We start from the raw sequence: 22,539 nt of genomic DNA on the forward strand, positions 1-22,539 counted from the left end.
GTGTCATGAATCGTCTGTCATAAACAATGCGCCATGATAGCCCATATCGCGTTTATGGAAAATCCTTCCATAAATATGCCGACGAACCAGGGCATCGTCAGTCGTTCACCGGCACGAATACCGGCGCGCCGTCCACTTCCACTACCTTGAGCCGCTGGCGGTAAAGCTGCTCAAGCGCGCAGGGTTCCAGCATATCCCGGGCCGCGCCCCAGCAGGCCTCGCCGTCCGGGTAGAGCAGCAGCACGTGGCTGCACCAGCGGGCGGCCAGGTTCAAATCGTGCAGGCACAGCATCAGCGCACGCCCCGAGGCGGCCTGCTCGCGCATTAGCGCCATCACCGCGCTTTGGTGGTGCAGGTCCAGATGGTTGGTGGGCTCGTCTACCAGCCACACCGCGGGATCCTGGGTCAACAGCGTGGCAATCGCCACCCGCTGGCGCTCGCCGCCGGAGAGCGTACCCACCGGCCGCTGCCTCAGGTGCGCCACGTCCAGCCGCTCAAGGGCCGCCTGCATGCGGTCTATATCCTCGGCGCTTTCCCGCTGCCAGTAGGACAAGTACGGATGCCGGCCGAGCATCGCGGTTTCTTCAACCGTTGAGGGAAAGCCGTCGACCCGCTCCTGAAACACCAGCCCCAGCTTTTGCGCCACCCGGCGGCGGCGCATGCGCGCAAGGGAGGCATCGTCCAGGATGACCTGCCCGGCCAGGGGCGGATGCAGGCCGGCCAGGGTATGCAGAAGCGTGGTCTTGCCCGCCCCGTTGGGGCCAAGCACCCCCCACACCTGCCCCGGCTCAACGGCGAAGTTCAGCGCCTGGCCGCTTTGGCGGCCGGGCACGTCGATAAACAGGTCACGCGCGGCAAGAACGCTCATTGCCCGCTCCGATACAGCAGAAACAGAAACGTCGGCACGCCGAGCAGCGCGGTAATCACGCCCACCGGCAGCTGCTCCGGGGCGATCACCGTGCGCGCCAGCGTATCCGCCAGCAGCAGCAGCGTGCCGCCGGCCAGCGCACAGGCGGGCAGCGCAATACGCTGGTCGTTGCCCAGCACCAGGCGCAGCATGTGCGGCACCACCAGCCCCACAAAGCCAATGCTGCCGGCGGTGGCCACGGCCACGGCGGTGAGCAGGCTGGCGATGGCGTAGATGCCCCACTCAATCGGGCGCGCATCCACGCCCAGCGCGGCGGCCTGATTGGCCCCCCGGGCCAGCACGTTCAGGCTGCGCCCCAGCGGCAGAAGCCCCAGGCAGGTCACCGCCAACAGCGCCAGCGGCAGTCCGGGCTCACGAGCGTAGGAAAGATCGCCCATCAGCCAGTAGAGCATGCCCGGCAGGCGCTCCGCCGGCGTCATGGAAAGCATAAGCGTAATCAGCGCGCCCCAGCCCGAGGCCACCACAATGCCGGTGAGCAGCAGCCGCGTAGGCGACCAGCCGCCGCGACCGTGGGCCAGGCCAAACACCAAAAGCGTGGAAAAAAGCGCACCGCCGAAGGCCGAGGTGGAGGCCAACAAACCGCCCAGCCCCAGCATCATCGCCCCCAGCGCGCCAATCGCCGCGCCGCCGGAAATACCCAGCACGTAGGGATCGGCCAGCGGGTTGCGCAACAGCACCTGCATCAGCGCTCCGGCCACGGCCAAAAGCCCGCCCACGGCGAACGCGGACAGCGCCCGGGGCAGGCGCAGCTCCAGCACCATGGTGCGCGCCAGCGCGTCGCCCTCGCCCAGCGCAATCGCGCGGAGCTGGTCCAGCGAGATCGACGCGCTGCCTACGCCCAGCGACAGGCCAAGGGCGACAACGGCGCCAAGTGTGAGTAGTACCAGCGGCAAGCTTGCCTGGCTGCCCGTACGCCGCATTACTTGGAGCCGCCCTCACGGGGTTGGTTTTTACGGGCTTGGTCGATGCGCTCGCAGAGGCTTTGCGCGCCCTGCAAAAAGCGCGGGGTGGGCCGCACCAGCGGGTCGGCGGGCACGGTGTAAAGACTCTCCCGCTGAACCGCGGCCATGCTCGAGTACTGCTGCCAGTGAGAAAGCCACTGGTGGCGAGCGTTCTCCTCGTCGCCGTTTGAGGCATCGCTGCTGCCGGTGATGATCACCTCGGGGTTGGCGGCAAGCACCGCTTCATCGTCAAGCCGCGGCACCAGCCGGGGGCGCTCGCCAAACACGTTAACTCCGCCGCAGTCGGTAATCGCGCGGCCGATCAGGTGCTCGTCGTTGAGGCTCATCAGCGGCGCGTCCCACACCTGGTAGAACACGCGCACCGGCGCGCGCTCGGCGTAGCGGGCCTTGAGCTTGGCCATGCCGGCGAGAAACGCCTCGGCTTCCTGCTCGGCAATATCTTCGCTGCCGGCAAGCCGGCCCAGGCGGTTCAGGGCTGCGGCCACGCCGTCGACCGTGCGCGGCTCAATGTAGAACACCTTGGTGCCCAGCGACTCCAGCGTTTCCAGCTGCTTGCCCGGGTTGCCGGTTTCCCAGCCGATCACCAGATCCGGCCCAAGCCCTACCAGCGCTTCCAGATCGATGCGGCTGTAATCCCCCACCGAGGGCAGCTTGCGAGCGCGGGCGGGGTAGTCGCTGTGTTCCACCACCGCGACCACGTCATCCCCCGCGCCGGCGGCAAAGGCAAGCTCGGTAGCGCCGGGAGAAAGCGCCACAATGCGCTGGGCCGGCGCGTCAAGGCAGACCTCGCGCTCCAGATCGTCCACCGCGCAGGGCTTAGCATCCGCCCCGGCGAAGGCGCCCTGGGTGACGAACGCGCACGCCAGGGCCGCCGCTGCCAGCGGCCCTGCTCCGCGCCTTAAGCGCTTACTGCGCACCGAAGCTCACGCTCAGGTAGGCGGCGCGGCCGGCGTTCAGGTAGTCGTCGCCGTTGGAAAAGCGCGTGGTGGCGTAGTCGTTATCAAAGGCGTTATCCAGCGTGACCCGGGCCTGCCACAGGGGGGCAAACGCCCAGCCGGCGCGCAGGTTGACGATGCCGTAGCCGGCCAGGCGCTCGTCGTTGGCCGCATCGGCGTAGCGGTGGTTTTGCGCTACCCAGGAGCCGCCTACGGACCACTCGCCCAGCTCGCGGTCCAGATCCAGCCGCAGGCTCTCGCTGGCGCGGCCGGCCAGGCGGTTGCCGGTGTCCTTGTCTTCCGGCTCAAGGTAGGTCAGCGCCGCCTGGGCGGTCCAGCCGTCGATCTCGACGCCGCTTGCGATTTCGGCCCCGCGAATGCGCGCCTCGGGTGTGTTGAAGGCGGACGTTTGCCCGGAAATCAGGTTGTCGATCTCGGTCTGGTAAATCGCCGCGTCCCAGAACCAGCTTGTGTACTGGCCGCGTACGCCCAGCTCAACGGTTTTGGAGGTTTCGGCTTCCAGATCGGAGTTGCCGTAATCCGGGTAGTAAAGGTCGTTGAACGTCGGCGCGCGGAAGGCAGTGCCGTAGCTGGCACGCGCGGTGTGGTGATCATCCAGCGCGTAGCCCAGCGCCAGCCCGCCGGTGACTTCTTCGCCGTAGGCTTCGTTGTTGTCAAAGCGCAGGCTGCCCTGCACGGTCAGCGGGGCGAAATCCAGCAGTGCCTGAGTAAACACCGCCTTGTTATCGCGGCTTTCCACCTCGTAGGTGCCAAAGCCGGTATCGCTGTCTTCCACGCTGTCGTCGCGGTATTCGGCACCGGCAATAAACTGGTGATACCCCACGTCCAGCGTATTTTCCCAGCGTACGGTGCGGCTTTGGGTAGTGTATTCGCTGGCGTAATACTCGGTCTCGGTTTCGTCCCGGGCCTCGCTCAAGGTCAGGCGGGTACGAAAATCGTCGCTCAGAGCCAGCTCGCCGTACACGCCGGCGACCTGCTGTACGTAGTCGGTGTCGGCCTTGTCACCGCTGGCGTCAAACTCGGTGTTGCCGCGTGCACGCAGCGCCAGCGCGCCGATCTCGGAGCCGTCGTTGAAGGTGTGGGACACCCGCGCCAGCGCCGAGGTGTTGTCGTAGCCCATGTCCTCGCCGCCCCGGCGCACCGGCTGGCCGTCGGTGGCAAAGTGGCTGCCGGCGAAGCTGTAGCGGGTGGTGCCGTTCTGACCCGAATCGCTCTTGCCGCTGATGCCGGCGCTGACTCGGCGGGTGTTGAACGAGCCGCCGCCCACGGAAATACGCGGCTGGGGGCCGGCTTTTTCGCCCTGGGGGGTAAACAGCTGAATTACCCCGCCCACCGCATCGGCGCCGTAAAGGCTGCCGCGCGGACCGCGCACCACTTCGGCGCGGTTGAACATGCGCGGATCAAGGTACTGGTAGCTCGGCGAGCCCAGCGTCGCCGAGCGCAGGCGGATGCCGTCGATCATGAACAGCGTGGAGCCGCTCGAGGTGCCGCGCAGATAGACGATGCTGGTTTTACCAAAGCTGCCGTTGGTTTTAACGTCGACGCCCGGCTGGCCGCGCAGCAGGTCGGTCAGCTCGGTCGGGTCCTGGCGGCGCAGGGTGGCTTCGTCGAGAACGGTGACCGACGACAGCGTTTCATTGGCGGTGCGCGGCGCGCGGGTGGCGGTGACCACGACCGGGTTTAGCGTATCAGCAGCGGCCTGGTCGGGCTGCTCGGAGATAGACGGGGTTTGCGCAGAAACGGCCAGCGGCAATGCGGCCAGCGCGAAAGGCACAAGCGTTTTGCCGGCGGAAAAACGGTTAGACAGGAAAAGACGGTTGGACATGAAGGTTCCCTTGCTCATCGTGCTCACCCGCACGGGGGTAGCGTTTTTTATGCCGAGCGAGCGGAGAGAGGGAGATAACGCAGAGGGAGTCGGCGCGAGCGCGCCCGGTCCGCCTGCCAACGCCCACCGCGCCACGGCCTGTTTTCTGCCCACTATTGCGTGGGTCAGTGTGCTCAGGCCGGTCTCCGGGCTGACGAGCAAAAGGCGTTGCGCTCTTGGCGGGCTATTGGCCTTTATGCCGCCACGCCCTTCCCGCGCGTTTTATCCTGTGGGGATAAAAGCGGCGCAGTGGCTTGCGTAGCGGCTGTCTCGATCACCGTTGCGGGGGCAGCGTCGGATTGGGCACCGACTTCCCGTTTCACCGCCGCGAATATCACGCGGCTGGCACCTGAGAGTGCGCGTAAGCTAGCAATTTGCGCGCGGTAACGCAACGCTGCCGAAGGGAGTACCTACAGCGCCATGACCAGCCCATGGCGCACCTGCCATACGCGCTCGGCGCACGCGGCGACGTCCTGATTGAACCAGCCGTTCATGTCGCGCAGGCGGCGCTCAAGGCGCTCCATGGGCACAATGCCGCTGCCCACTTCGTGGCCGATGATAATCAGCGGCGCGGCATTAAACCGCGCGTCGAGCGCATCAAGCGCTTCCTGCCACTGCCGGCGCAGGGCGTCGTCGTCATCGCTTCCGGCAAGCGCGTCTTCAAGCCAGACGAGGACGCCGTAAAGCACCGTGGGCGTGTCCGTCGCATCCTGGCCGGCCCAGTCGGCAAGCGTCTCGCCGGGCACAAGCTTGTGCCAGCGGGCGCTCGGCCAGCGGGCGGCTACGGCGTCGCGCTTGCCGGCGCGGGCACCGCCGAGGAACAGCTGCACTGCCACGGGTCGTCTCCCTTTTTATTTGCCTCGGGGGAATAGTTCAGCTGCCAGCGCCGCCCTTCGGCCTGGCGCACGGTGGCGTCCCAGAACGCGACGCTTTCAAAGCGCCGGCGCAGCTCGCGGATCACCCCGCCGTGGGCTACGGCGAGCACCTTTATCGGTGCCGAGCCGCCCGCTTCGACCGCCGCTTTGGCCACGTCCGTTAACCAGTCGTCCAGCCGGGCGCGCAGGTCGGCGCCGTTCTCGCCGCCGGGGATGCGCTGCTCGCCGACGCTATCGATCCAGGCGCGGTAGTCGGGCCGGTCCTTGAGTTCGTCGTAGGTCTTGCCCTCGTAGTCGCCGAAGTCGATCTCGCGAAGGCGCGGCTCGAAAGCGGGCGTCACGCCGTTTGTTTCAGCCGCGCCGGTCCACTCAAGGGTCTGGCGGCAGCGGGTCAAATCGCTTGAGTAGATGAGCGCAAAGCGTTCACCTTCAAGGCCAATGCGCAACCGCTCAAGCGCCGCTTCAGCCTCGGGAAATTTCAGCGCAATATCGCGCTGGCCCTGGTAGCGTCGCTCCAGGTTCCAGGCGGTCATGCCGTGGCGAACTGCCACCAGCTCCACAGACACAGCAACAGCCATAGCTCTCCTCCTTCGATCATCGCACCGGCCAAATCACCGGTAATGCCCCCAAACCAGCGCTTGAGCGCGGCACGCGCGACGAGAAAATAAAGCCCCGCGGCCAAAAGCGCCAGCCACACGCCGGGCCAGACAAGCGCCAGCACAAGCGGCGCGGCAAGCCCAAGGGCGGCGTCCAGCGGGGTAAGCGAGCGCTGCCAGGCGTGCGCCAGCCCGCTGGGCTTGGCGCAGGGGATAAGGGCCAGCGACGCCGCGCCGAGCCAGCGACCCAGCGCCGGCACGGCGATTAGCCAGCCCACGGGGGCGCCGTGTTCCACCAGCGCCCACAGCAGCACGCCCTTCCACGCCAGCAGAAAAAATAGCGCGAGCATGCCGAAGCTTCCCACCTGGGGGTCCTGCATGATGGCAAAGCGGCGCTCCAGCGGCTGGTTGCTGCCCAGGGCGTCGGCCATGTCCATCAGGCCGTCTAGGTGCAGCCCGCCGGAAAGCCCGACCCAGAGGCTCAGCAGCACCAGGGCCGTAAGCGGCGCGGGGGTGGCGGGGAATATCTCGGTCAGCAGGTACGCCGCCAGCGCCAGCGCGCCGCCCAACAGCATACCCACCAGCGGATAGGCGCGAACCGCAAAGCGCCGGGTCTCGGGCGTCCAGGGGCAGGTCACGGGCACGGGGATGCGGGTGAGAAACTGCAGCGCGAGTATCAGCCCGAAGGCGGCATTTTTCATCGCTTAGCGTCTCCTGAGACGGCATTTTTCAAGGCACGCTGGGCGGGCTTCCATTCGATGCGCCGGCCTGCCACCACCTCAACAACCGAGTCGGCACGGGCGGCCACCAGCCGGTGCGCCCGCTGTAAAAAGTCCACGTAGCGCCACACTTCGGGGCTATCGGGCAAAAGCGCCTCGTTAAGATCGTTGGAGACCACGACCAAAGTAATCCCACGCCGGCGGGCGGCGCACAGGCATTCGGCCAGTTCCGCCAGCGCCTGCTCGGGCGTTGGGTGCTCAACATTATCTTTCTGCGGATAAAGCACCTGGCTTGCCCATAGCGTCAGGCAGTCAATTAGCGCCGCGCCGCCGGCGGGCACCCGGGCTATTGCCGAGGCAAGCGAAAGCGGCGCTTCCAGCGTTACCCAGCCTTCGCCCCGAGAGCGCTGATGGCGGGCTACCCGCGCGGCCATTTCTGCGTCGCTGACCCTCGCCGTGGCAACGTAATACGGCGTCGCGGGGCCGGCAGCCTCAAGCACCGCGGCCTCAGCCACCGCGCTTTTGCCCGAGCGCGCCCCGCCGCTAACGAAGACAATCATCGAGCACCTTGAGCAGCCGATTGTTAGCATCCTTGTCGCGCAGGGCAAGGCGCAGCCATCCGCCGTCAAGCCCGGCATAGCCGTGGGTATGGCGGGCAAGAATTCCGCCGCGCAGCAGCCGCTCCAGCAGCGCCTCGGCGTCAAGCCCCTGCCGTCGAGCCTCAAGGTTCGGGCGCAGCAGAAAAAAGCAGGTCTCGCCGGGTGCGACCTCAAGCCCGCGGCGCTCAAGCGCTACCTGCATGCGCGGACGCTCTACTGCCAGCCAGGCATGAGTGCGGGCGGCGAAATCCGTGTCGGCCAGCAGCGGCGCGGTAAGCCCCGCGGCCAGCTGATTGACGCTCCAGGGCGGCTGGCGGCGGGCCATGGCGGCAATCAGCGCCTCGCTTGCCAGCGCGTAGCCCAGCCGCAGCCCGGGCAGAGTATAGAACTTGGTCATCGAGCGCAGCAGGATCAGTTGCGGGTGCGTGGCCAGCCGCGCCGGCAGCGCGTTGGCGTCTGCGTTATCTGTAGTCAGGTCGATAAAGGCTTCGTCGACGATTAACCGACAGTTTACCGCCGCGGCCCGGGCGAGCAGCGTCTCCACTTCCGAAAGCGGCAGCAGCCGGCCGTCGGGGTTGTTGGGCCGGCAGAGAAATACCGCGTCGAGATCGTCGAGGGGGTCGGCAGGCGCTATCTCGCGCACCTCGGCCCCTACCCCGGCAAGCGCTCGGGCGTACTCGCTGAAGGTGGGGGCAAATACCCCCGCACGGCCGCCGGCGCAGAGCCCCGCGGCGAGAAAAATCGCCTCGCCGCCGCCGTTGGTCACAAGCACCTGGTCACGGCTTACGCCGTGGTGGGCGGCAATCGCCGCACGGGCTTCCACATAGTCCACGTCCGGGTAGCGGCTAAGCTCGCTTAGGTGGCGCTCAAGCCACGCCGGCACCCAGCCGGGCGGGCCCAGCGGGTTGAGGTTGGCGCTAAAGTCCTCAAAGGAATGATCCGGCGGCAGCCCGAAGCGCGCAAGCAGCGCCCTCGCCTGCCCGCCGTGGCGGGGCCACGGGCTGGCGTCTTCCCGATTGGCTGGCTCCATTAGCCGATACCTCCCGTTTTTAACAGCCACGCAGCGGCGATCATCACTGCCGCCGCCAGGGCAAAAAACCGCGCCCAGGCCGCGTGCATCAGAGCAATGGCGCGGTGAATATGGCCGGCATTGGGCGTTTCTCTCGGCTCGCCCAGGGTCGCGCTGCGGGACATCACCCCCTGGTAGCGGCTCACCCCGCCAAGCGCAATGCCCAGCCGGTGCGCCACCGCGGCCTCGGGCCAGCCGGCGTTGGGGCTTGCGTGCCTGGGGGCATCCCGTCGCGTGCCCCGCCAAGCGCCCTGCCAAGTACGGCGCCCGCCCAGGCAAAAGCACAGCGCGGTAAATCTCGCCGGCAGCCAGTTGACGACGTCGTCGAGTTTGGCGGCGGCGCGGCCGAAGTCCTCGTGTCGCGGGGTACGGTAGCCGACCATGGAGTCGAGCGTATTCACTGCCTTGTAGGCCAGCGCCAGCGGCGCGCCGCCCAAAAGCGCAAACAGCAGCGGCGCGGTAATGCCGTCCACGGTGTTTTCGGCGACGGTTTCCACCGCGCCGCGGGCAACGTCGGCCTCATTCAGGCTGTGAGTATCGCGCCCGACCACTCGGCCAAGGGCTGAACGCGCCGCGGGCAAATCGCCCCGGGATAGCGGTACCGCCACGGCGCGGCCGGCGTCTCCCAACCCCTTGATGGCTATCGCGGTCGAGACCAACCACAGCTCCGCGGCAACTCCCAGCCAGGGGTGAATCGCACCAAGCCCCCGGCACACAAGCCACGTCGCCGCGAAGGTGCTTGCTACCGTTACCAGCACGGTGGCAAGACCACCCCGCCGGCGGGCGCGGGCGGTGCCACGGTTGAGGCGGGCCTCCAGCGCGCCGATCAGCCGTCCGATCAGCACCACCGGATGGGTTAACCGGCGCGGGTCGCCCACGGCGAGATCCACCGCCACGGCGGCGGCCGCAAGCGCGGTCAGGGCGATACCCAGCATCATCGTCCGCGCTCCTCGCCGTTGCCTGCCTGTAAAGACTCGCGCACGGCGCGGTACGTGGTGCGGCCAACGGCGCGGCCAAGCTCGGTGCCGGAGCCGGCGTAGGGCGTGGGTGCGCCGCGCTGGGTGGCGGCAATGCTTACGCAGTCGGTGGAGGTGCCGGTGGCCGGGGTGCGGCTGTGGGCATCCATAACGTTTTCATCGCTCAGGGCCGCTACCTTGGCCTCGGTCACCGAGAGGCAGGCGTTGACCAGCGCCCCCGGCGTCAGGTGGGCATCGATAAACACGAATACGTTAATCGTGCCGGCCACCAGCCGCGGATCGGCGCCCGCGGCGGTAATATCCACGGCGTTGCCGCTGCCCGCGGTGGCAAGCGCCAGCACGGCGTTTTCCCGATTGCCAAGCGGGGCGCTGTGCATCGCGGCGTGCTCAAGCGTCACCGCGGTCATCATCGCTACCGCGCCGTCTGCATTTATCTTACGTCCGGCAATCCAGCGGGCAAGGTCGTCCGCCGGCGCGCGGCCGGCGTAGTCCTTGTCCACGTAGAAGTTGCAGAAATCCCCCCTCGTGCCAACGCCGCCGCCCACCAGCGCGGAGCTTAGCGTGGCAAGCGGGGCGTCAGCGCGCAGGTGGATACAGCCGGGCGTAAAACGGCCTTCAAGCCCGCCGCTAAAGGCCAGGCGCACGGCCGGCGCAGCGTCCTCAGCGCTCGGAGTCACGAGCGGCTGTCGTCCACGCCGGCGTCGCTGAACGTCGCCATGTCGCGAAGCATGGCGCAGGCGGCGTCCAGCAGCGGAAACGCCAGCGCCGCCCCGGTGCCCTCGCCCAGGCGCATGCCCAGCGCCAGCAGCGGCTCGGCGTGCAGCGCTTCCAAGGCGACGTTGTGGCCGGGCTCTGCGCTGCGGTGGCCAAAGATCAGATAGCCGCGCACCTCGGGGCACAGCCTGGCGGCAAGCAGAGCAGCCACGGTGGCAATAAAGCCGTCGACCACGCAGGGCACGCCCCGCGCCGCACCGGCGATGTAGGCGCCGGCCATGGCGCCAATTTCCAGCCCGCCCACGCTTGCCAGCACTTCAAGCGGCTCGCGAGGATCCACCGGGCGAGCGTTAACGGCGCGCTCGATCACGCTGATCTTGTGCGCCAGCGTCTCGCGGCGGATGCCGGTGCCTGTCCCTACCAGGTGCGCTGCCGGCTGGCCGCTCAGTACCGCCAGCACGGCACTTGCCGCCGTGGTGTTGGCAATGCCCATTTCGCCCACGATCAAGCAGCGGCAGCCGGCATCAAGCGCCCGGCCGGCGGCCTGAACGCCGGCGTCAAGGGAGGCCTCGGCGTCTTCCCGGCTCATGGCCGGGCCGCGGAGCATGCTGGCCGTGCCCCGGCGCACCTTGGCGTTGACCACGCCCGGCGCCTCCACGTCGCCGGCTACGCCGACGTCGACCACTTCGACGCGCGCGTTGATCCGCCCGGCAAAGACGTTGATGGCCGCGCCGCCGGCGGCAAAGTTGGCGACCATCTGCGCGGTGACGTCCTGGCTGAAGGCCGACACACCCTCGGCGGCCACGCCGTGGTCGGCGGCAAAGACAATGCAGGCCGGCGGGCTAACGTCGCTGGTCTGGCCGATGATTCCACCCAACTGGACGGCCAGGGCTTCCACCCGGCCAAGGCTGCCCGGGGGCTTGGTCAGCGTATCCAGGTAGGCGCGGGTAGCGTTTGCGGCCCGGCGGTTGACGGGGCGAACGCGCGCGGCCAGCGCTTTGATCGCGGGCGCAGCGGATAAAGGGGGCATGGCGGGCTCCGGGCGGGCGAGAAAACGGCGCTCAGCATAGCAAAGCCGGCGGTGCCTACCCAGCCCGGCACGCCTTGACTCTGGTCACGCAATATCCCAGCTTATTAATAAGCGGAGCATAACCCTTGATGCTAAACGACAATGACTGTCAGTCTTTATACGTCGGATTCATAATCGATCCGGAAGACCTGGTCTTGGTGGCTTGACTCTTGCAATGATTGGCCGTTGCATGCCTTGGCGTTGATCTGTCAGCTCCGGACCGGGCACCTGATCCAGTATGGCGAAGCTGTGACTTAATAGGAGCCTGAAGGCATATACTCTCATGACAGTCCTGTCCACTTGGCCGATTCTGGAGACCATAACTCGACATACTCAGAGGCTGACATGACGGCTTTACAGTTACCTGATATCGCACCTTCCGGCCATATCGTCGTTGGGGTGGATACGCATAAGCATATCCATGTTGCTGCCGTTGTAGATACAACCGCTGGCCTACGATCAACGCTTTCAGTTACGGCGGACCGTGACGGCTTTGAAAAGCTGCTGGCCTGGGCACGCTCTTTTGGTCGAATCCTGGCCTTTGGTGTGGAAGGCACCGGTTCCTACGGCGCCGCTCTGACTTCCTTCATTCGCCGGCATGACACGTTGGTCATCGAGGTGAGTCGCCCCAATCGCCGTCTCAGGCGGCTGAATGGAAAATCCGATACCCTAGACGCCGAGAATGCCGCCCGTGCTGTTCTGTCCAGAACGGCAACCGCTATACCCAAGGTGACCGATGGCACTGCTGAAATGGTTCGGCAGCTGAAGGTGGCTTATGATACGGCCGTCAAAGCCCGTACAGCGGCCATGGTGACCCTGAAGGCCATGCTGGTTCATGCACCAGACGATGTCCGGGCTAGCGCTGAAGCGAAAACGCCATTGGCGCTTGCACACAAATTTTCCAGGCTACGTCCCAGCTTGTTGGAGAATACGACAGATAGCATTAAACATACGCTTCGTTCCCTGTCTCGGCGCTGGATTTCTCTGGATGAGGAAGCCGGTGCATTGAATAAAATGATCTATGACCTTGTCCAAGAAGCCGTACCGCAGCTGGTCGAGTCGTATGGCATCAGCACTCACACGGCAGCAGAAATACTGATTGTTGTGGGAGATAATCCTGAAAGGATCAAATCCGAGGCGGCATTGGCAAAGCTGGCCGGCATTAGCCCTATTCCCGCCTCATCAGGCATGACATCAGGCCGATATAGAATCAACAGGGGTGGACACAGACAGCTCAATGCTGCCATCTATCGCGCGGCGATTGTGCGAATGCGAGGCCACGAGCCAACTAAGGTGTACGTTGCGCGAAGGACCGCAGAAGGCAAGACGAAACGTGACATTGTCAGGTGCCTCAAGCGTTACATCATTCGTGAGGTTTATCGTCTCCTACGGTATGGCCCCAAAGTAGCTGAATACGCGACTTGACAGATATAGGAGCATCAACGCGTCCTGCTTGCCGCTGACTCCGCCGGCCGGCGGGCAAACCAGGAAATTTGCCATGAAGAAACGCCCCTCTGATGACGCCAAGATCCGCGGCATCCACGAGCTTTATGCCGAAGACCCCGAAGCGGCCGACAAGCAGCTTTGGGATCGTGAGGTCGACCCCACCAGCCGCCGCGGCTTTTTGAAGCGTTCAAGCCTGCTGGCCATGGCCGCTGCGGTGGGCGGCTCGATCCCCTTTGCCGACCGCATGCCCGGCGGCCTGATTCCGGCAGCGCTGGCCCAGAGCGACGAGTCGTTCAACCTGGAAGGCAAGGACGGCCTGACCGTACTCAACGACCGGCCGATCAACGCCGAAACGCCGCCCCACCTGCTCGACGACGACGTTACCCCGGCCAAGCACATGTTCGTGCGCAACAACGGTATACCGCCGGCCGTTGAGGATATCGACGTCGACAGCTGGGAGCTCGAAATCGGCGGCGAGTCGTGCAAAAACCCGCAAAGCTTTACCATCGCCGAGCTCAAGGAGCGTTTCGAGCACCATACCTATCAGCTCACCGTCGAGTGCGGCGGCAACGGCCGCCACGAATACGTGCCCTCGGCCAGCGGCAACCAGTGGACCACCGGCGCAGTCGCCTGCCCGACCTTCACCGGGGTACGCCTGCGCGACGTGCTGGAAGCCTGCGGTATCGCCGACGACGCCGTTTACACCGGCTACTACGGCGCTGACGCCCACGCCAGCGGCGATCCGGATCGGGACCCCATTTCCCGGGGCGTGCCCATCGACAAGGCGCTGGAAGACGAGTCGCTGATTGCCTGGGCGATGAACGGCGAGGATATTCCCTACCTCAACGGCCACCCGCTGCGCGTGGTCTGCGGCGGCTGGCCGGGGTCGGTATCCGGCAAGTGGCTTGAGCGCATCGTGATTCGCAACCAGAAGCACGACGGCACCAAGATGGCCCCGCCTTCCTACAGCGTTCCCAAGCATCCGGTAGCGCCGGGAAGCGAAGTACCGGAGGAGGACTTCGTTACCATCCACTCGATGCCGGTGAAATCGCTGGTGACCTACCCCGAGTCCGGTACCGAGCAGTCGCGCGACGAGCCCATGACGGTGCGCGGCCACGCCTGGGCCGGCGATCTGAGCGTCAAGGAGGTGCATATCTCCATCGACTTCGGCGCCACTTGGCAGAAAGCCGACCTGAAAGATGCGCCCAACCGACTGGCCTGGCAGCGCTGGACCACCTCGGTGGAGTTCCCCGAGCAGGGCTATTTCGAAATCTGGGCAAGGGCCACCGACGAGGACGGACGCTCCCAGCCGATGGTCGTCCCCGGCTGGAACCCCAAGGGCTATCTCAACAACGCCTGCCATCGCATCGCGGTCCAGGTGGCCTAGGAGGCTTTTATGCGTGTCTTATCTTGTTGGGGCAAGGCGGCCCTGCTGGCCGGGCTGGCCAGCCTTCCGCTCGGCGCCCAGGCCCAGGAAACCGATGCCGACACCGGCCTGATCAAGGCCGAAGGCTGGGAGATGGTCAAGGGCAATTGCACCATTTGCCATTCGTCCCGGCTGGTCACCCAGAACAGCGGCTCGCGCGGCCACTGGGAGTCGCTTATTCGCTGGATGCAGGACACCCAGGGGCTGTGGGAATTCCAGCCTGACGTCGAAGCTACCATTCTCGACTATCTGGCCGACAACTACGGCCCCAAGGAAAGCGCCCGCCGCCTACCGCTGTCGCGCACCGACCGGCCCGATAACCCCTACCCCACGGTGTCCGACTCCGGATAGTAACCGCGGGCCTAGTGGTGAAAACGCTCGGCGGCCTCCCGGGCCAGCTGCTCAATGCTGGCCCAGTCTTCGGCGTCGATCAGCGCTTTGGGCGTAAGCCAGGAACCGCCTACGCACATGACGTTGTCCAGCGCCAGATAGTCGCCGGCGTTATCCACGCTGATGCCGCCGGTGGGGCAAAAGCGCGCCTCGGCAAGCGGCGCGCTGAACGCCCTGAGCGCAGCCACTCCGCCGCTGGTCTCGGCCGGAAAGAACTTGAAGCGGCGGTAGCCATACTGCCAGCCGGCCATCACCTCGGACACGCTGGCAATACCCGGCAGCATGGGCACCGGGCTTTCTATCCCGTAGCGGTAAAGCGCATCGGTGGTGCCCGGCGTCGCCACAAAGTCCGCCCCGACCTGCTCGGCCTGACGGTACTGGGCCGGGGTGAGCACCGTGCCCACGCCGACGCTCGCGCCGGGCAGCGCCTCGCGAATGCGCGTGACGGCGTCAAGCGCGCAGCCGCTTCGCAGCGCTACTTCCAGTACGTGCAAGCCGCCGGCGAACAGCGCCCGGGCCACGGGCACGGCGTCTTCCAGCCGTTCGACGGTGATCACCGGGAGCACTTCGGCTTTCAAGCAGATGCTGTCAAGCTCGGCAGTACGGGTTGAGGGCAGTTGTTTATCCATCATGGAACGTCTCCGGAATCGCGGCGGGGCTTCTTTACCGACAGCCCAGCGTTACCCTTAGATAGCGTTACCCTCAGCATAGCGTTACCTGTGACACCGTGCCGGCTCGTCTCATCCCGCCAGGATCGCGCGCACCTGATAGCCGCTGTATTTGCGCAGGTTGATCACCCCGGTATCGAGTATCAAGTACTGGCCCTTGATGCCCTCAAGCACGCCCTCCACCTGGGGCGTTTTGTCCAGATTGTGCGAGGCCACCTTGTGAGGAAACGCCCTGACCGGATAAGAAAACGTCTGCACCTCGGCATCCAGCCGGCGAATGGCGTCAGCGCCGTGGGTCTTGCGCAGCGCGTCAAGCCCCGAGGCAAACGAATCAAGCAGCCGGTCGCGCTCGGCGTAAAGGTCGAGGGTATCCACCTCGCCCTTGAGCATGGCGCGCCAGTTGGTGCGATCGGAGACTGCCTCCTTGAGCAGCACCTCGACAAACCCGGCCTGCTGGCGGCTGGCCACTTCCAGAATTGGCAGGCCCTGGATGGCGCCCTGATCCAGCCAGCGGGTGGGCAGCTGGGTCCTGCGGGTGATGCCCACCTTGAGCCCGGACGAATTGGCCAGATACACCACGTGGGGCGTAAAGCAGTGCGCCTCGCCCCACTCGGGCTCGCGGCAGGTGCCCTGAAAATAGTGGCACAGCTCGGGCTTGACGATGCACATGTCGCACCGCGCCAGGCGCTTGAAGCACGGGTAGCAGTGCCCCTGGCCGTAGCTTTTGCGGGTGTGGCGCCCGCAGTGAACGCAGTGGATAGCGCCCTGCCACTCAAGGCGCAGCGGCGTGCCGAGGCGCGCATTAAGCCCGGCTTCTCCGTCGCCCACACGCAGACGGTACGCCACTCGCCCCTGAGCGTCGGGGGCGGCGGCCATTTTGCCAAGCCCCCCGGCAAGCGCTTCGGCCGTGTCGTTAGCGGCCACGGGTGGCGTCCTCGCCAAGGCCAGCCATGGCCGGAGAGACGCCGCTGCCGTCGGTGCCGGCGCCGCAGGTGCGGCGGCTAAGATAGCCGACGCGCTGATCTTCAGGGACCTCGCTCTCCACTTCGTAGCGCATCACCGCTTCCAGGCAAAGCTCGGTCTGTTCGGCCGTCAGGCGCTTGCCGTCCGGCCATTTGCCCAGCGCCACCGCCTCCTTGAGGTTTGCGTAGATGGTCGGCGTCATCTGACGGATCATTGTTTCAAAGGTCATTTCACTCATGGCAGGCTCCGAACGGGTCATGGCTTCCGCCGGCGCTCGCCAAGACGGCGAACCCGACAGCGGCCTCAGGATATCATTGCCCCCGGCAGAAAACTTCCGGTGCCAGGTTCAAACCGAGGTTATCGCAGCTGGTTATGTCCAGAGGAGCCGGGGACAGGTCGAAGAGGGGTTCTACGCCATGGATGGCGCAGGTAGCGTCCAGGGAGGGATTCATAGCGCCCATCGTAGACCTGTGACCGGCTCAACTTGAGTGCTGCGATAGCCCTAAAGCTCAGCGCCGCGACGAGGCGAACCAGCCGGTGGCCAGCCCCACCAGCAGCCCGCCCAGGTGGGCTTCGTTAGCGACGTTGCCAAACCCTACCTGCCCGGCCATGGAGGTCATGGTGAAGACCATCCAGCCAAGCATGAAGACCACCAGCATGGATGGCACGAAAAAACCGCTGTTTGGCACCCGCCGCGACATGAGCCAAACGTGGCCCAGCAGCGCATAGACCACGCCGGACATACCGCCGAACAGCGCCGTGCCCGTGGCGTACTGGGCCAGATTGGCGCCGACGCCTGCCACCAGCACCAGCGCCAGCATCCAGCGGCTGCCCTGCAGCACTTCTACCTGACGGCCGAAAAACCACACCCACATCAGGTTGAAAATCAGGTGCATCCAGCCAAAGTGCAAAAAAGCAGGGGAAATCAGCCGCCACAGCTGGCCGCCGGCAAGCCCCTGACCCAGCGTGCCGTACACCAGGTCTTCGCCGGCGATACCGATCGGCACGATGGTCAGCTGGACAATCAGCCAGTCGCCCAAAAACCCGATCAGGGCAAAGACGACCAGGCACAGGCCGAGCGTTGCCGCCGTGACCGGAACGCGCCTGAGCAGCGGCATCAGGCCCGCCACGCGGCCCGGCTGGCGACGCTCGGGAGCTGCCGTCAGCGAGTCGCCGCGCTGCCAGCGACCGACCATCTCCTGCAGCGCATCGTGATGCGCCGGATCGGCCAGCCACAGAAGCTGTCCTTCGTCTTCCCGGGTAATGCGGTGGCCGATGCGGTGCTGCCAGAGGGCCTGGCGAAGCGGCCGGGTATCAGCATCGAGGGGCAATAGCATGACGGGCTGCATGAAACATCTCTTGTGGCATGTCTACGGATCATTTTGACACATCCGCCGGAGCGGCTCATGCCGCAGATCAGCAAAAGCGATCGCCCAGACGAAAAAATCCGGCGGTGGAGGCCGCCGGAGAAAGCAAGGGATCATTCAAGGGAACACCCAATCAGATGGCCACCGGCGGATAAAGTTCACCCGGTTTCAGGAAAATATGTAACTGAAAGTAAAGTCGGCGATCAGCCCGACAGCAGACTCTCTTCCCGGGGGACCCGCACCCATACGAAACGGTCGGCGTTGAGCGTCTGCTCGCCGCTCCAGCGGTACGCCACCAGGCGGCCGTACTTCACCGCGCTGTAGTCCAGGCAGGCAATATTGTGGGTCGGCAGCGACGGCACGCCTTCGCACCAGTAGTGGCCGATAAACAGCGGCGGCTGATCGCTGCCGTAGTAGCTCAGGCGGCGGCGCTCGCCGGGCTCCAGCAGCCGCGACTCCAGATCGCCGGGCAGATTATCCGGCTGAAATACCACGTCGCCCCACACCACGGGATCTTCGCTCCAGAAGTGGGCGCGAAAGCTTTGGCGGGTAAAGCCGTCGCCGGAGTGGATCTGGATGCCCCGGGGCAGCGGTATATTGGCGCCGCGCGTCAGCCGGTCGAGAATGGCGAAAGCGTCGGTGGAGGCATCGGTGGACTCTTCCAGAAAGGCGTCGTCCATGCAGGCATCCGGGTGGCGCTTTGTCAGCCGCTTGATCAGGGCATGGTCCCAGCAGGCGTGCACCACGCGGATGCCGTCGATTTCCAGGCACAGCGGGATGGTCTTGAACCAGGCCAGGGTATCTTCCCACTCGTTGGTGTAGTCGTAGTACTGCTCGAGAGTTTCGCGGATCAGGCGGTTGTTGCGCGGAGTATGCTCGCGCAGCCAGCGCTTGCCGCTCCCGGGCGGTGCCGGGTAGCTATACGCCAGGGCGTTATATTCGTGGTTGCCCATGACGATATGGGCTTCGCCCTCTTCGACCATCCGCCGGGCCACGGTCACCGCCAGGCGGATGCGCGGACCGCGGTCGATCAAATCGCCGAGAAAGATCACCTTGCGCCGGGGGTGGCGATACACGCCGCCGCGCCGCTCATAGCCGAGCTTTTCCAACAGCGTCACCAGGGTGGCACCGCAGCCGTGAACATCGCCGATCAAGTCATAGCCTTCCAGCCGCGGCTTGCCCTGCGGGGTCATGCCCATGTCTAATCTCCCAGCCGGTGGCTCCAGCCCAGTTTGCTGCGCAGCACTTCGTAAAAATTGTGGCCCAGCGGATGCGCCAGCTGTACCCGCTCGGGCTTGCGCCTGATGACCAGCACGTCGTCGGGCTTGGCCACGGCACGGGTCTGCCCGTCGCAGCTGACGTGGGGGTAGACCAGGTTGGTGTCGCCGATGTGAATGCGGATTTCGCTGGCGGCGTCAAGCACCACCGGCCGGCTCGACAGCGTGTGTGGAAACATCGGCACCAGGGTGACCGCTTCCAGGCGCGGATGCATGATCGGCCCGCCGCCGGCCAGCGCATAGGCCGTGGAGCCCGTGGGCGTGGCGACAATCAGCCCGTCGCTGCGCTGGCTGTAGACAAACTGGCCGTCCACGAACAGCTCAAACTCGATCATGCGCACGGCCTTGCCCGAGTGCACCACGATCTCGTTGAGCGCCTCGCCGTGACCCACCGCCACGCCGCTGCGGTAAAGCTCGGCTTCCAGCAGAAAGCGCTCTTCGCGCTCGAAGTGGCCGGCCAGCACCTCGCCCACCCGCTCTTCCAGCTCGGCGGGGGAGATATCGGTCAGAAACCCGAGCCGGCCGCGATTGACGCCCAGCAGCAGCGTGCCGGTTTCGCACAGCGTGCGCGCCGCCCCCAGCAGGCTGCCGTCACCGCCGATAACGATGACCAGGTCACACAGCTCGCCCAGCGCCCGGCGGCTGGTCTCTGGCATACCGTGGTCCGGTATCACCGTGGCCGTGCGGTCCTCGATCACCACGCGGTAGTCGCGCTCGCCAAGGTAGCGAATCAGGCGCTTTAAAGAGTCGACGACCTTGTCGCTGCCCAGCCGGCCAATCAGGCCGATGGTGGTAAAAGGCCGGGCGCCGCCGGGAGAGCCCGGGGCGCCGGTAGCAGTGGCTGTGTCAGTCATTGAGGCAACTCGTTAACATCGGCCTGCATTATGTCGACCCCGGCCTCGGCGGGCAAATCGTTCAGGCGCGGCCGGCGCCCTGCCCGGCCGGCCGGCGCCGATTGCGGTGATAATACCGCTGGTTCAGCCACAGCGAGGCGGCGATGATCGCCCCGCCCAGCGCCAGCCGGTCAAGCTCGGCCTCACGGTTCCACAGCAGCAGATTGACCACTAGCCCGGCCGGCACCAGGGCGTTGTTCATGATCGCCAGCACCCCGGCGTTGACCCTGACGGCCCCGCGGTTCCAGAGAAAGTAACCGCCGCCCGAAGCGGCAAGCCCCAGCCACAAAAGCACCAGCCACTGGGTCGAGGTTTGCGGCAGCGCCGAGGCATCCCCCAGCAGCCAGAAGGCCGGTAGCGCCACCGCCAGCGCGCCGAGAAAGAACCAGCCAAACACGCTGTGCCAGGCAAGCGACGCCGGCAGCGTGGCGGCCAGCCGCCGATAGCCCACCTGGCCCAGGGCAAAGCACAGGTTGGCGCCCTGAACCACGCCAAAGCCCAGCCAGAAGTCACCGCTTACGCCGTCATAGCGAATCACCGCCGCGCCGGCCACGGCCAGCAGCGCGGTCAGCAGATAAAGCGGCGTGAAGCGGCCGAAAAGCGCGTCGTCGAGCAGCGCGATATAAAGCGGCGTCAGCACGGTAAACAGCAGCACTTCGGGCACCGACAGCAGCAAAAACGACGAGTAGAAAAACAGATACATCACGCCCAGCTGCAGCGCCCCCACCGCCATCAGCGCCAGACGTTTTTTGCCCTGCAGCAGGCGGGGTCGCAAGAGCGGCAGGAACACCAGCGCGGCAAGCGAAACCCGCACCAGCACGGCAAAATAGCTGTCGACCTGGCCGGCCAGATAGGCACCGATCAACGAAAAGGAAAACGCCCACAGCCCGGTAACGCCGACAAGATAACCCAAGGTAAACCTCTTTTAATAAAAATATTTACCCCGAGTATAACGGCCCGAGCCCCACGTCCCAATGTTTTCAAGGGCGGCCCTCAGGGGCGGCGCAGCCAGGCAATGGCGTAGATAACGCCGGGGATCCACAGCAGCAGCGTCAGCGCCGCGCTGATCGCCACGCGCCGGCCGTTGCCGCCGCTAAGCCCCACGGCCAGCGGCGGCAGCAGCACCGCAAGGGCAGCATAGGCGGCGTTCAGCACGGCAGGCTCCCGGTCTTCGGGCACGTCGGGCATCTCAAGCTCGGCGGGCTGCTCGGGCGCGGGCGGCGTAAAGTGCCCAACCGCGGCGCTGGCCGGCTTTGCTTCGGCGCCGGCTGTCTCGCTGGCGCCCGCCTTGGGGCTCTTGTCTACCGGCGGCGGCTCGGCCGGGGCCTGCTCCTGTTCGCGGTGCGCTTCGCGGTCGATTTTCTGCTCCAGGGAAGAGGCGTCATCGGCCAGCTCGCCGTGATAGCGCTCCCAGTCTTCCCAGTCGTGGGGCGTCCCCGTTTTGGGGCGATGCTGACCGGCTTGGCGAGCGCGCTCCCAGGCTTTTTCTTCCAGGGTGTTGGTACGATCCGGATCACTGTCCAGCGCCACGCCTTTACGGCTTAAATACTCGCGTGCGTCCATGGGCGTACTCCTGCCGAGTCAACGGCTGCGAAATGGGCTACTGTCTAAGATGGCGGTCGTGAGCACGTTATTCAACTACGCTGCAACCGACGGACGCCCTCTGACACCAGAATAGGAGAAGGTCATGCTAACGGCCTCTGCGGAAACGGTTCTCAGCATCATGTCCCGAGACTGCTTCCGGGTGACATTGGACACCCCCATCACCACGCTTGCCCGAGGGCTCACGCTGCACCGCCTGCCCGGCGCTCCGGTGGTCGACGAGGCCGACCGCCTGGTGGGCTTCATTTCCGAGCAGGACGTGCTCGGCCAGATACTCGACAGCGTGTACCACGACGACGAAGCGCCGCTGGTAAGCGAGCTGATGCGCAGCGACGTGCTGAGCGTATCGCCGGACAAGAGCATCATCGACCTGGCCCAGGAAATGCTCGGAGCCAAGCCCAAGGTCTATCCGGTCGTTGAGCAGGAACGGCTGGTGGGCATGGTGACCCGGCGCGATGTCCTCATGGCCTTGCTCACCATGCACGGCCGTTAAGCCTGGCGCCGCCGTGCGGCGCCCTGCAAAGCCCGTCCATAAAAAAGCGCTGCCCGAAGGCAGCGCAAGCAAGGGATCAAAAAAAACAGTAAGCCAGTCCAGCAATGGTTACGGGGCAACAGTCTTGGCGACTGCTCTCGCTATGCTGTTGGTACCTACTCAGACAGCCCTTGGGATAAAAGTTCACCGACGGGCAAATTTTCTCCTCGGGCGCGTCTGCGTATAATGCGCAATCGCTTCATCCACTCACGCTGCGTACCCGCTACGCACAGGCCGGGAGCCGCTCAATGGCGCTTTACTTGCTGGTATTTGGCGTTTGCCTGCTGGTGATTGGCAGCACGGTCGTAATTTTGCTGACGACCCGCACGCCGCGCTACCGCACCGAATCCCACCACCTGCTTGAGCTTTTCGACAAGGCGCTGGAAAGTCGAGTCAGCGAAAGCGAGTGGCACACGCTTATCGGCTACCCGATCCGCCATAATGACTACCTGGAAAGCGTGCGCCGCCGGGCGTCTCGCCTGATGGAAGAGCACGGCCGTCACTGGCAGCTTGCCCAGGGCAAGCCGCTGCTCAACGCCACCGGCCAGGAGGAACTCCGGGCGCTGCGCGACCACCTCTCCGCCCGCATGGCGCTGCAGCACGCCTGACCGGCGCTTCCCTCAGCCGGCTGGCGGGGTCTCAGCGCC

The 22,539-nt window shown here is 65.6% G+C and carries 25 protein-coding genes and 1 riboswitch; of the genes, 5 read left to right on the forward strand and 20 right to left on the reverse strand.

All coding sequences use genetic code 11. The features are described from left to right. Positions 1 to 97: 97 nt before the first annotated feature. The 12 genes from ACZ46Y_RS09185 to cobT all read right to left on the reverse strand — a co-directional run bounded on the left by ACZ46Y_RS09185 (position 98) and on the right by cobT (position 11,289). Positions 98 to 868 (reverse strand): ABC transporter ATP-binding protein, encoded by a 771-nt coding sequence (locus ACZ46Y_RS09185; protein ID WP_311953483.1) that lies wholly within the window; start codon positions 866 to 868, stop codon positions 98 to 100. Continuing rightward, on the reverse strand, positions 865 to 1,848 hold the full coding sequence (locus ACZ46Y_RS09190; RefSeq protein ID WP_311953486.1) for a FecCD family ABC transporter permease: 984 nt from the start codon (positions 1,846 to 1,848) through the stop codon (positions 865 to 867). The genes ACZ46Y_RS09185 and ACZ46Y_RS09190 overlap by 4 nt, the downstream gene beginning before the upstream one ends. Then, complete coding sequence (locus tag ACZ46Y_RS09195; protein WP_311953489.1) at positions 1,848 to 2,807, reverse strand: cobalamin-binding protein; 960 nt, start codon at positions 2,805 to 2,807, stop codon at positions 1,848 to 1,850. Before ACZ46Y_RS09195 ends, ACZ46Y_RS09190 begins: the two co-directional genes overlap by 1 nt. Next, the gene (locus tag ACZ46Y_RS09200) at positions 2,797 to 4,671 is read right to left on the reverse strand and encodes a TonB-dependent receptor domain-containing protein (protein ID WP_311953491.1); all 1,875 of its coding nucleotides are present in this window, start codon (positions 4,669 to 4,671) and stop codon (positions 2,797 to 2,799) included. Before ACZ46Y_RS09200 ends, ACZ46Y_RS09195 begins: the two co-directional genes overlap by 11 nt. Positions 4,672 to 4,830: 159 nt before the next feature. Beyond that, positions 4,831 to 5,078, reverse strand: a riboswitch (cobalamin riboswitch). Positions 5,079 to 5,120: 42 nt separating this feature from the next. Continuing rightward, positions 5,121 to 5,546: a bifunctional adenosylcobinamide kinase/adenosylcobinamide-phosphate guanylyltransferase gene (locus ACZ46Y_RS09205; RefSeq protein ID WP_311953493.1), complete on the reverse strand. Its 426-nt coding sequence runs from the start codon at positions 5,544 to 5,546 to the stop codon at positions 5,121 to 5,123. Continuing rightward, the gene (locus ACZ46Y_RS09210; protein WP_311953496.1) at positions 5,492 to 6,163 is read right to left on the reverse strand and encodes a histidine phosphatase family protein; all 672 of its coding nucleotides are present in this window, start codon (positions 6,161 to 6,163) and stop codon (positions 5,492 to 5,494) included. Before ACZ46Y_RS09210 ends, ACZ46Y_RS09205 begins: the two co-directional genes overlap by 55 nt. After that, complete coding sequence (gene cobS, locus ACZ46Y_RS09215; protein ID WP_311953500.1) at positions 6,115 to 6,882, reverse strand: adenosylcobinamide-GDP ribazoletransferase; 768 nt, start codon at positions 6,880 to 6,882, stop codon at positions 6,115 to 6,117. Before cobS ends, ACZ46Y_RS09210 begins: the two co-directional genes overlap by 49 nt. Beyond that, positions 6,879 to 7,460, reverse strand: a complete 582-nt coding sequence (locus ACZ46Y_RS09220) for a bifunctional adenosylcobinamide kinase/adenosylcobinamide-phosphate guanylyltransferase (RefSeq protein ID WP_311953502.1) — start codon at positions 7,458 to 7,460, stop codon at positions 6,879 to 6,881. The genes cobS and ACZ46Y_RS09220 overlap by 4 nt, the downstream gene beginning before the upstream one ends. Next, positions 7,444 to 8,529, reverse strand: coding sequence for a threonine-phosphate decarboxylase CobD (cobD, locus tag ACZ46Y_RS09225; RefSeq protein WP_311953506.1), 1,086 nt, complete (start codon positions 8,527 to 8,529; stop codon positions 7,444 to 7,446). Before cobD ends, ACZ46Y_RS09220 begins: the two co-directional genes overlap by 17 nt. After that, positions 8,529 to 9,506: an adenosylcobinamide-phosphate synthase CbiB gene (cbiB, locus tag ACZ46Y_RS09230; protein WP_311953509.1), complete on the reverse strand. Its 978-nt coding sequence runs from the start codon at positions 9,504 to 9,506 to the stop codon at positions 8,529 to 8,531. The genes cobD and cbiB overlap by 1 nt, the downstream gene beginning before the upstream one ends. After that, positions 9,503 to 10,222 carry an adenosylcobinamide amidohydrolase gene (locus ACZ46Y_RS09235; RefSeq protein ID WP_311953511.1) on the reverse strand — a complete coding sequence of 240 codons (720 nt, stop codon included), beginning with the start codon at positions 10,220 to 10,222 and terminating at the stop codon, positions 9,503 to 9,505. Before ACZ46Y_RS09235 ends, cbiB begins: the two co-directional genes overlap by 4 nt. Continuing rightward, the gene (gene cobT, locus ACZ46Y_RS09240; protein ID WP_311953514.1) at positions 10,219 to 11,289 is read right to left on the reverse strand and encodes a nicotinate-nucleotide--dimethylbenzimidazole phosphoribosyltransferase; all 1,071 of its coding nucleotides are present in this window, start codon (positions 11,287 to 11,289) and stop codon (positions 10,219 to 10,221) included. The genes ACZ46Y_RS09235 and cobT overlap by 4 nt, the downstream gene beginning before the upstream one ends. Before the next feature lie 384 nt (positions 11,290 to 11,673). Between cobT and ACZ46Y_RS09245 the strand changes: the two genes are divergently transcribed. From ACZ46Y_RS09245 to ACZ46Y_RS09255, 3 genes are all read left to right on the forward strand, one after another. After that, on the forward strand, positions 11,674 to 12,753 hold the full coding sequence (locus tag ACZ46Y_RS09245) for an IS110 family RNA-guided transposase (protein WP_311881886.1): 1,080 nt from the start codon (positions 11,674 to 11,676) through the stop codon (positions 12,751 to 12,753). A gap of 73 nt (positions 12,754 to 12,826) precedes the next feature. Further along, complete coding sequence (locus ACZ46Y_RS09250) at positions 12,827 to 14,161, forward strand: sulfite oxidase (RefSeq protein WP_311956548.1); 1,335 nt, start codon at positions 12,827 to 12,829, stop codon at positions 14,159 to 14,161. A 9-nt stretch (positions 14,162 to 14,170) separates the two neighbouring features. Next, a complete protein-coding gene (locus ACZ46Y_RS09255; protein WP_311956547.1) occupies positions 14,171 to 14,551 on the forward strand; it encodes a hypothetical protein in 381 nt (126 codons plus the stop codon). 11 nt (positions 14,552 to 14,562) lie between these two features. Here the strand turns inward: ACZ46Y_RS09255 and ACZ46Y_RS09260 are convergent, their stop codons facing one another. The 8 genes from ACZ46Y_RS09260 to ACZ46Y_RS09295 all read right to left on the reverse strand — a co-directional run bounded on the left by ACZ46Y_RS09260 (position 14,563) and on the right by ACZ46Y_RS09295 (position 21,321). Next, the gene (locus ACZ46Y_RS09260) at positions 14,563 to 15,222 is read right to left on the reverse strand and encodes a bifunctional 4-hydroxy-2-oxoglutarate aldolase/2-dehydro-3-deoxy-phosphogluconate aldolase (RefSeq protein ID WP_311956546.1); all 660 of its coding nucleotides are present in this window, start codon (positions 15,220 to 15,222) and stop codon (positions 14,563 to 14,565) included. A gap of 108 nt (positions 15,223 to 15,330) precedes the next feature. Beyond that, positions 15,331 to 16,134 (reverse strand): DUF2797 domain-containing protein, encoded by an 804-nt coding sequence (locus ACZ46Y_RS09265; RefSeq protein ID WP_311956549.1) that lies wholly within the window; start codon positions 16,132 to 16,134, stop codon positions 15,331 to 15,333. Positions 16,135 to 16,171: 37 nt separating this feature from the next. Then, positions 16,172 to 16,459 carry a YeaC family protein gene (locus ACZ46Y_RS09270; protein ID WP_311956545.1) on the reverse strand — a complete coding sequence of 96 codons (288 nt, stop codon included), beginning with the start codon at positions 16,457 to 16,459 and terminating at the stop codon, positions 16,172 to 16,174. A gap of 271 nt (positions 16,460 to 16,730) precedes the next feature. Next, entirely contained in the window at positions 16,731 to 17,570 is an 840-nt protein-coding gene (locus ACZ46Y_RS09275; RefSeq protein ID WP_311956544.1) for a rhomboid family intramembrane serine protease, read from the reverse strand. A gap of 221 nt (positions 17,571 to 17,791) precedes the next feature. Next, on the reverse strand, positions 17,792 to 18,787 hold the full coding sequence (locus tag ACZ46Y_RS09280; RefSeq protein WP_311956543.1) for a metallophosphoesterase: 996 nt from the start codon (positions 18,785 to 18,787) through the stop codon (positions 17,792 to 17,794). Positions 18,788 to 18,789: 2 nt separating this feature from the next. Then, positions 18,790 to 19,719, reverse strand: coding sequence for an NAD(+) kinase (locus tag ACZ46Y_RS09285; RefSeq protein ID WP_311956542.1), 930 nt, complete (start codon positions 19,717 to 19,719; stop codon positions 18,790 to 18,792). 61 nt (positions 19,720 to 19,780) lie between these two features. Then, positions 19,781 to 20,671 carry an EamA family transporter gene (locus ACZ46Y_RS09290; RefSeq protein ID WP_311956541.1) on the reverse strand — a complete coding sequence of 297 codons (891 nt, stop codon included), beginning with the start codon at positions 20,669 to 20,671 and terminating at the stop codon, positions 19,781 to 19,783. 80 nt (positions 20,672 to 20,751) lie between these two features. Beyond that, positions 20,752 to 21,321: a YqaE/Pmp3 family membrane protein gene (locus tag ACZ46Y_RS09295; protein WP_311956540.1), complete on the reverse strand. Its 570-nt coding sequence runs from the start codon at positions 21,319 to 21,321 to the stop codon at positions 20,752 to 20,754. Positions 21,322 to 21,445: 124 nt separating this feature from the next. On the opposite strand from ACZ46Y_RS09295, the gene ACZ46Y_RS09300 reads away from it, so the two are divergent. Both ACZ46Y_RS09300 and ACZ46Y_RS09305 read left to right on the forward strand, forming a co-directional pair. Next, a complete protein-coding gene (locus tag ACZ46Y_RS09300) occupies positions 21,446 to 21,853 on the forward strand; it encodes a CBS domain-containing protein (RefSeq protein ID WP_311956539.1) in 408 nt (135 codons plus the stop codon). A gap of 287 nt (positions 21,854 to 22,140) precedes the next feature. Then, positions 22,141 to 22,500 (forward strand): hypothetical protein, encoded by a 360-nt coding sequence (locus tag ACZ46Y_RS09305; RefSeq protein ID WP_311956538.1) that lies wholly within the window; start codon positions 22,141 to 22,143, stop codon positions 22,498 to 22,500. The last annotated feature ends 39 nt before the right edge of the window (positions 22,501 to 22,539 follow it).

This window comes from Halomonas garicola (assembly GCF_055382465.1).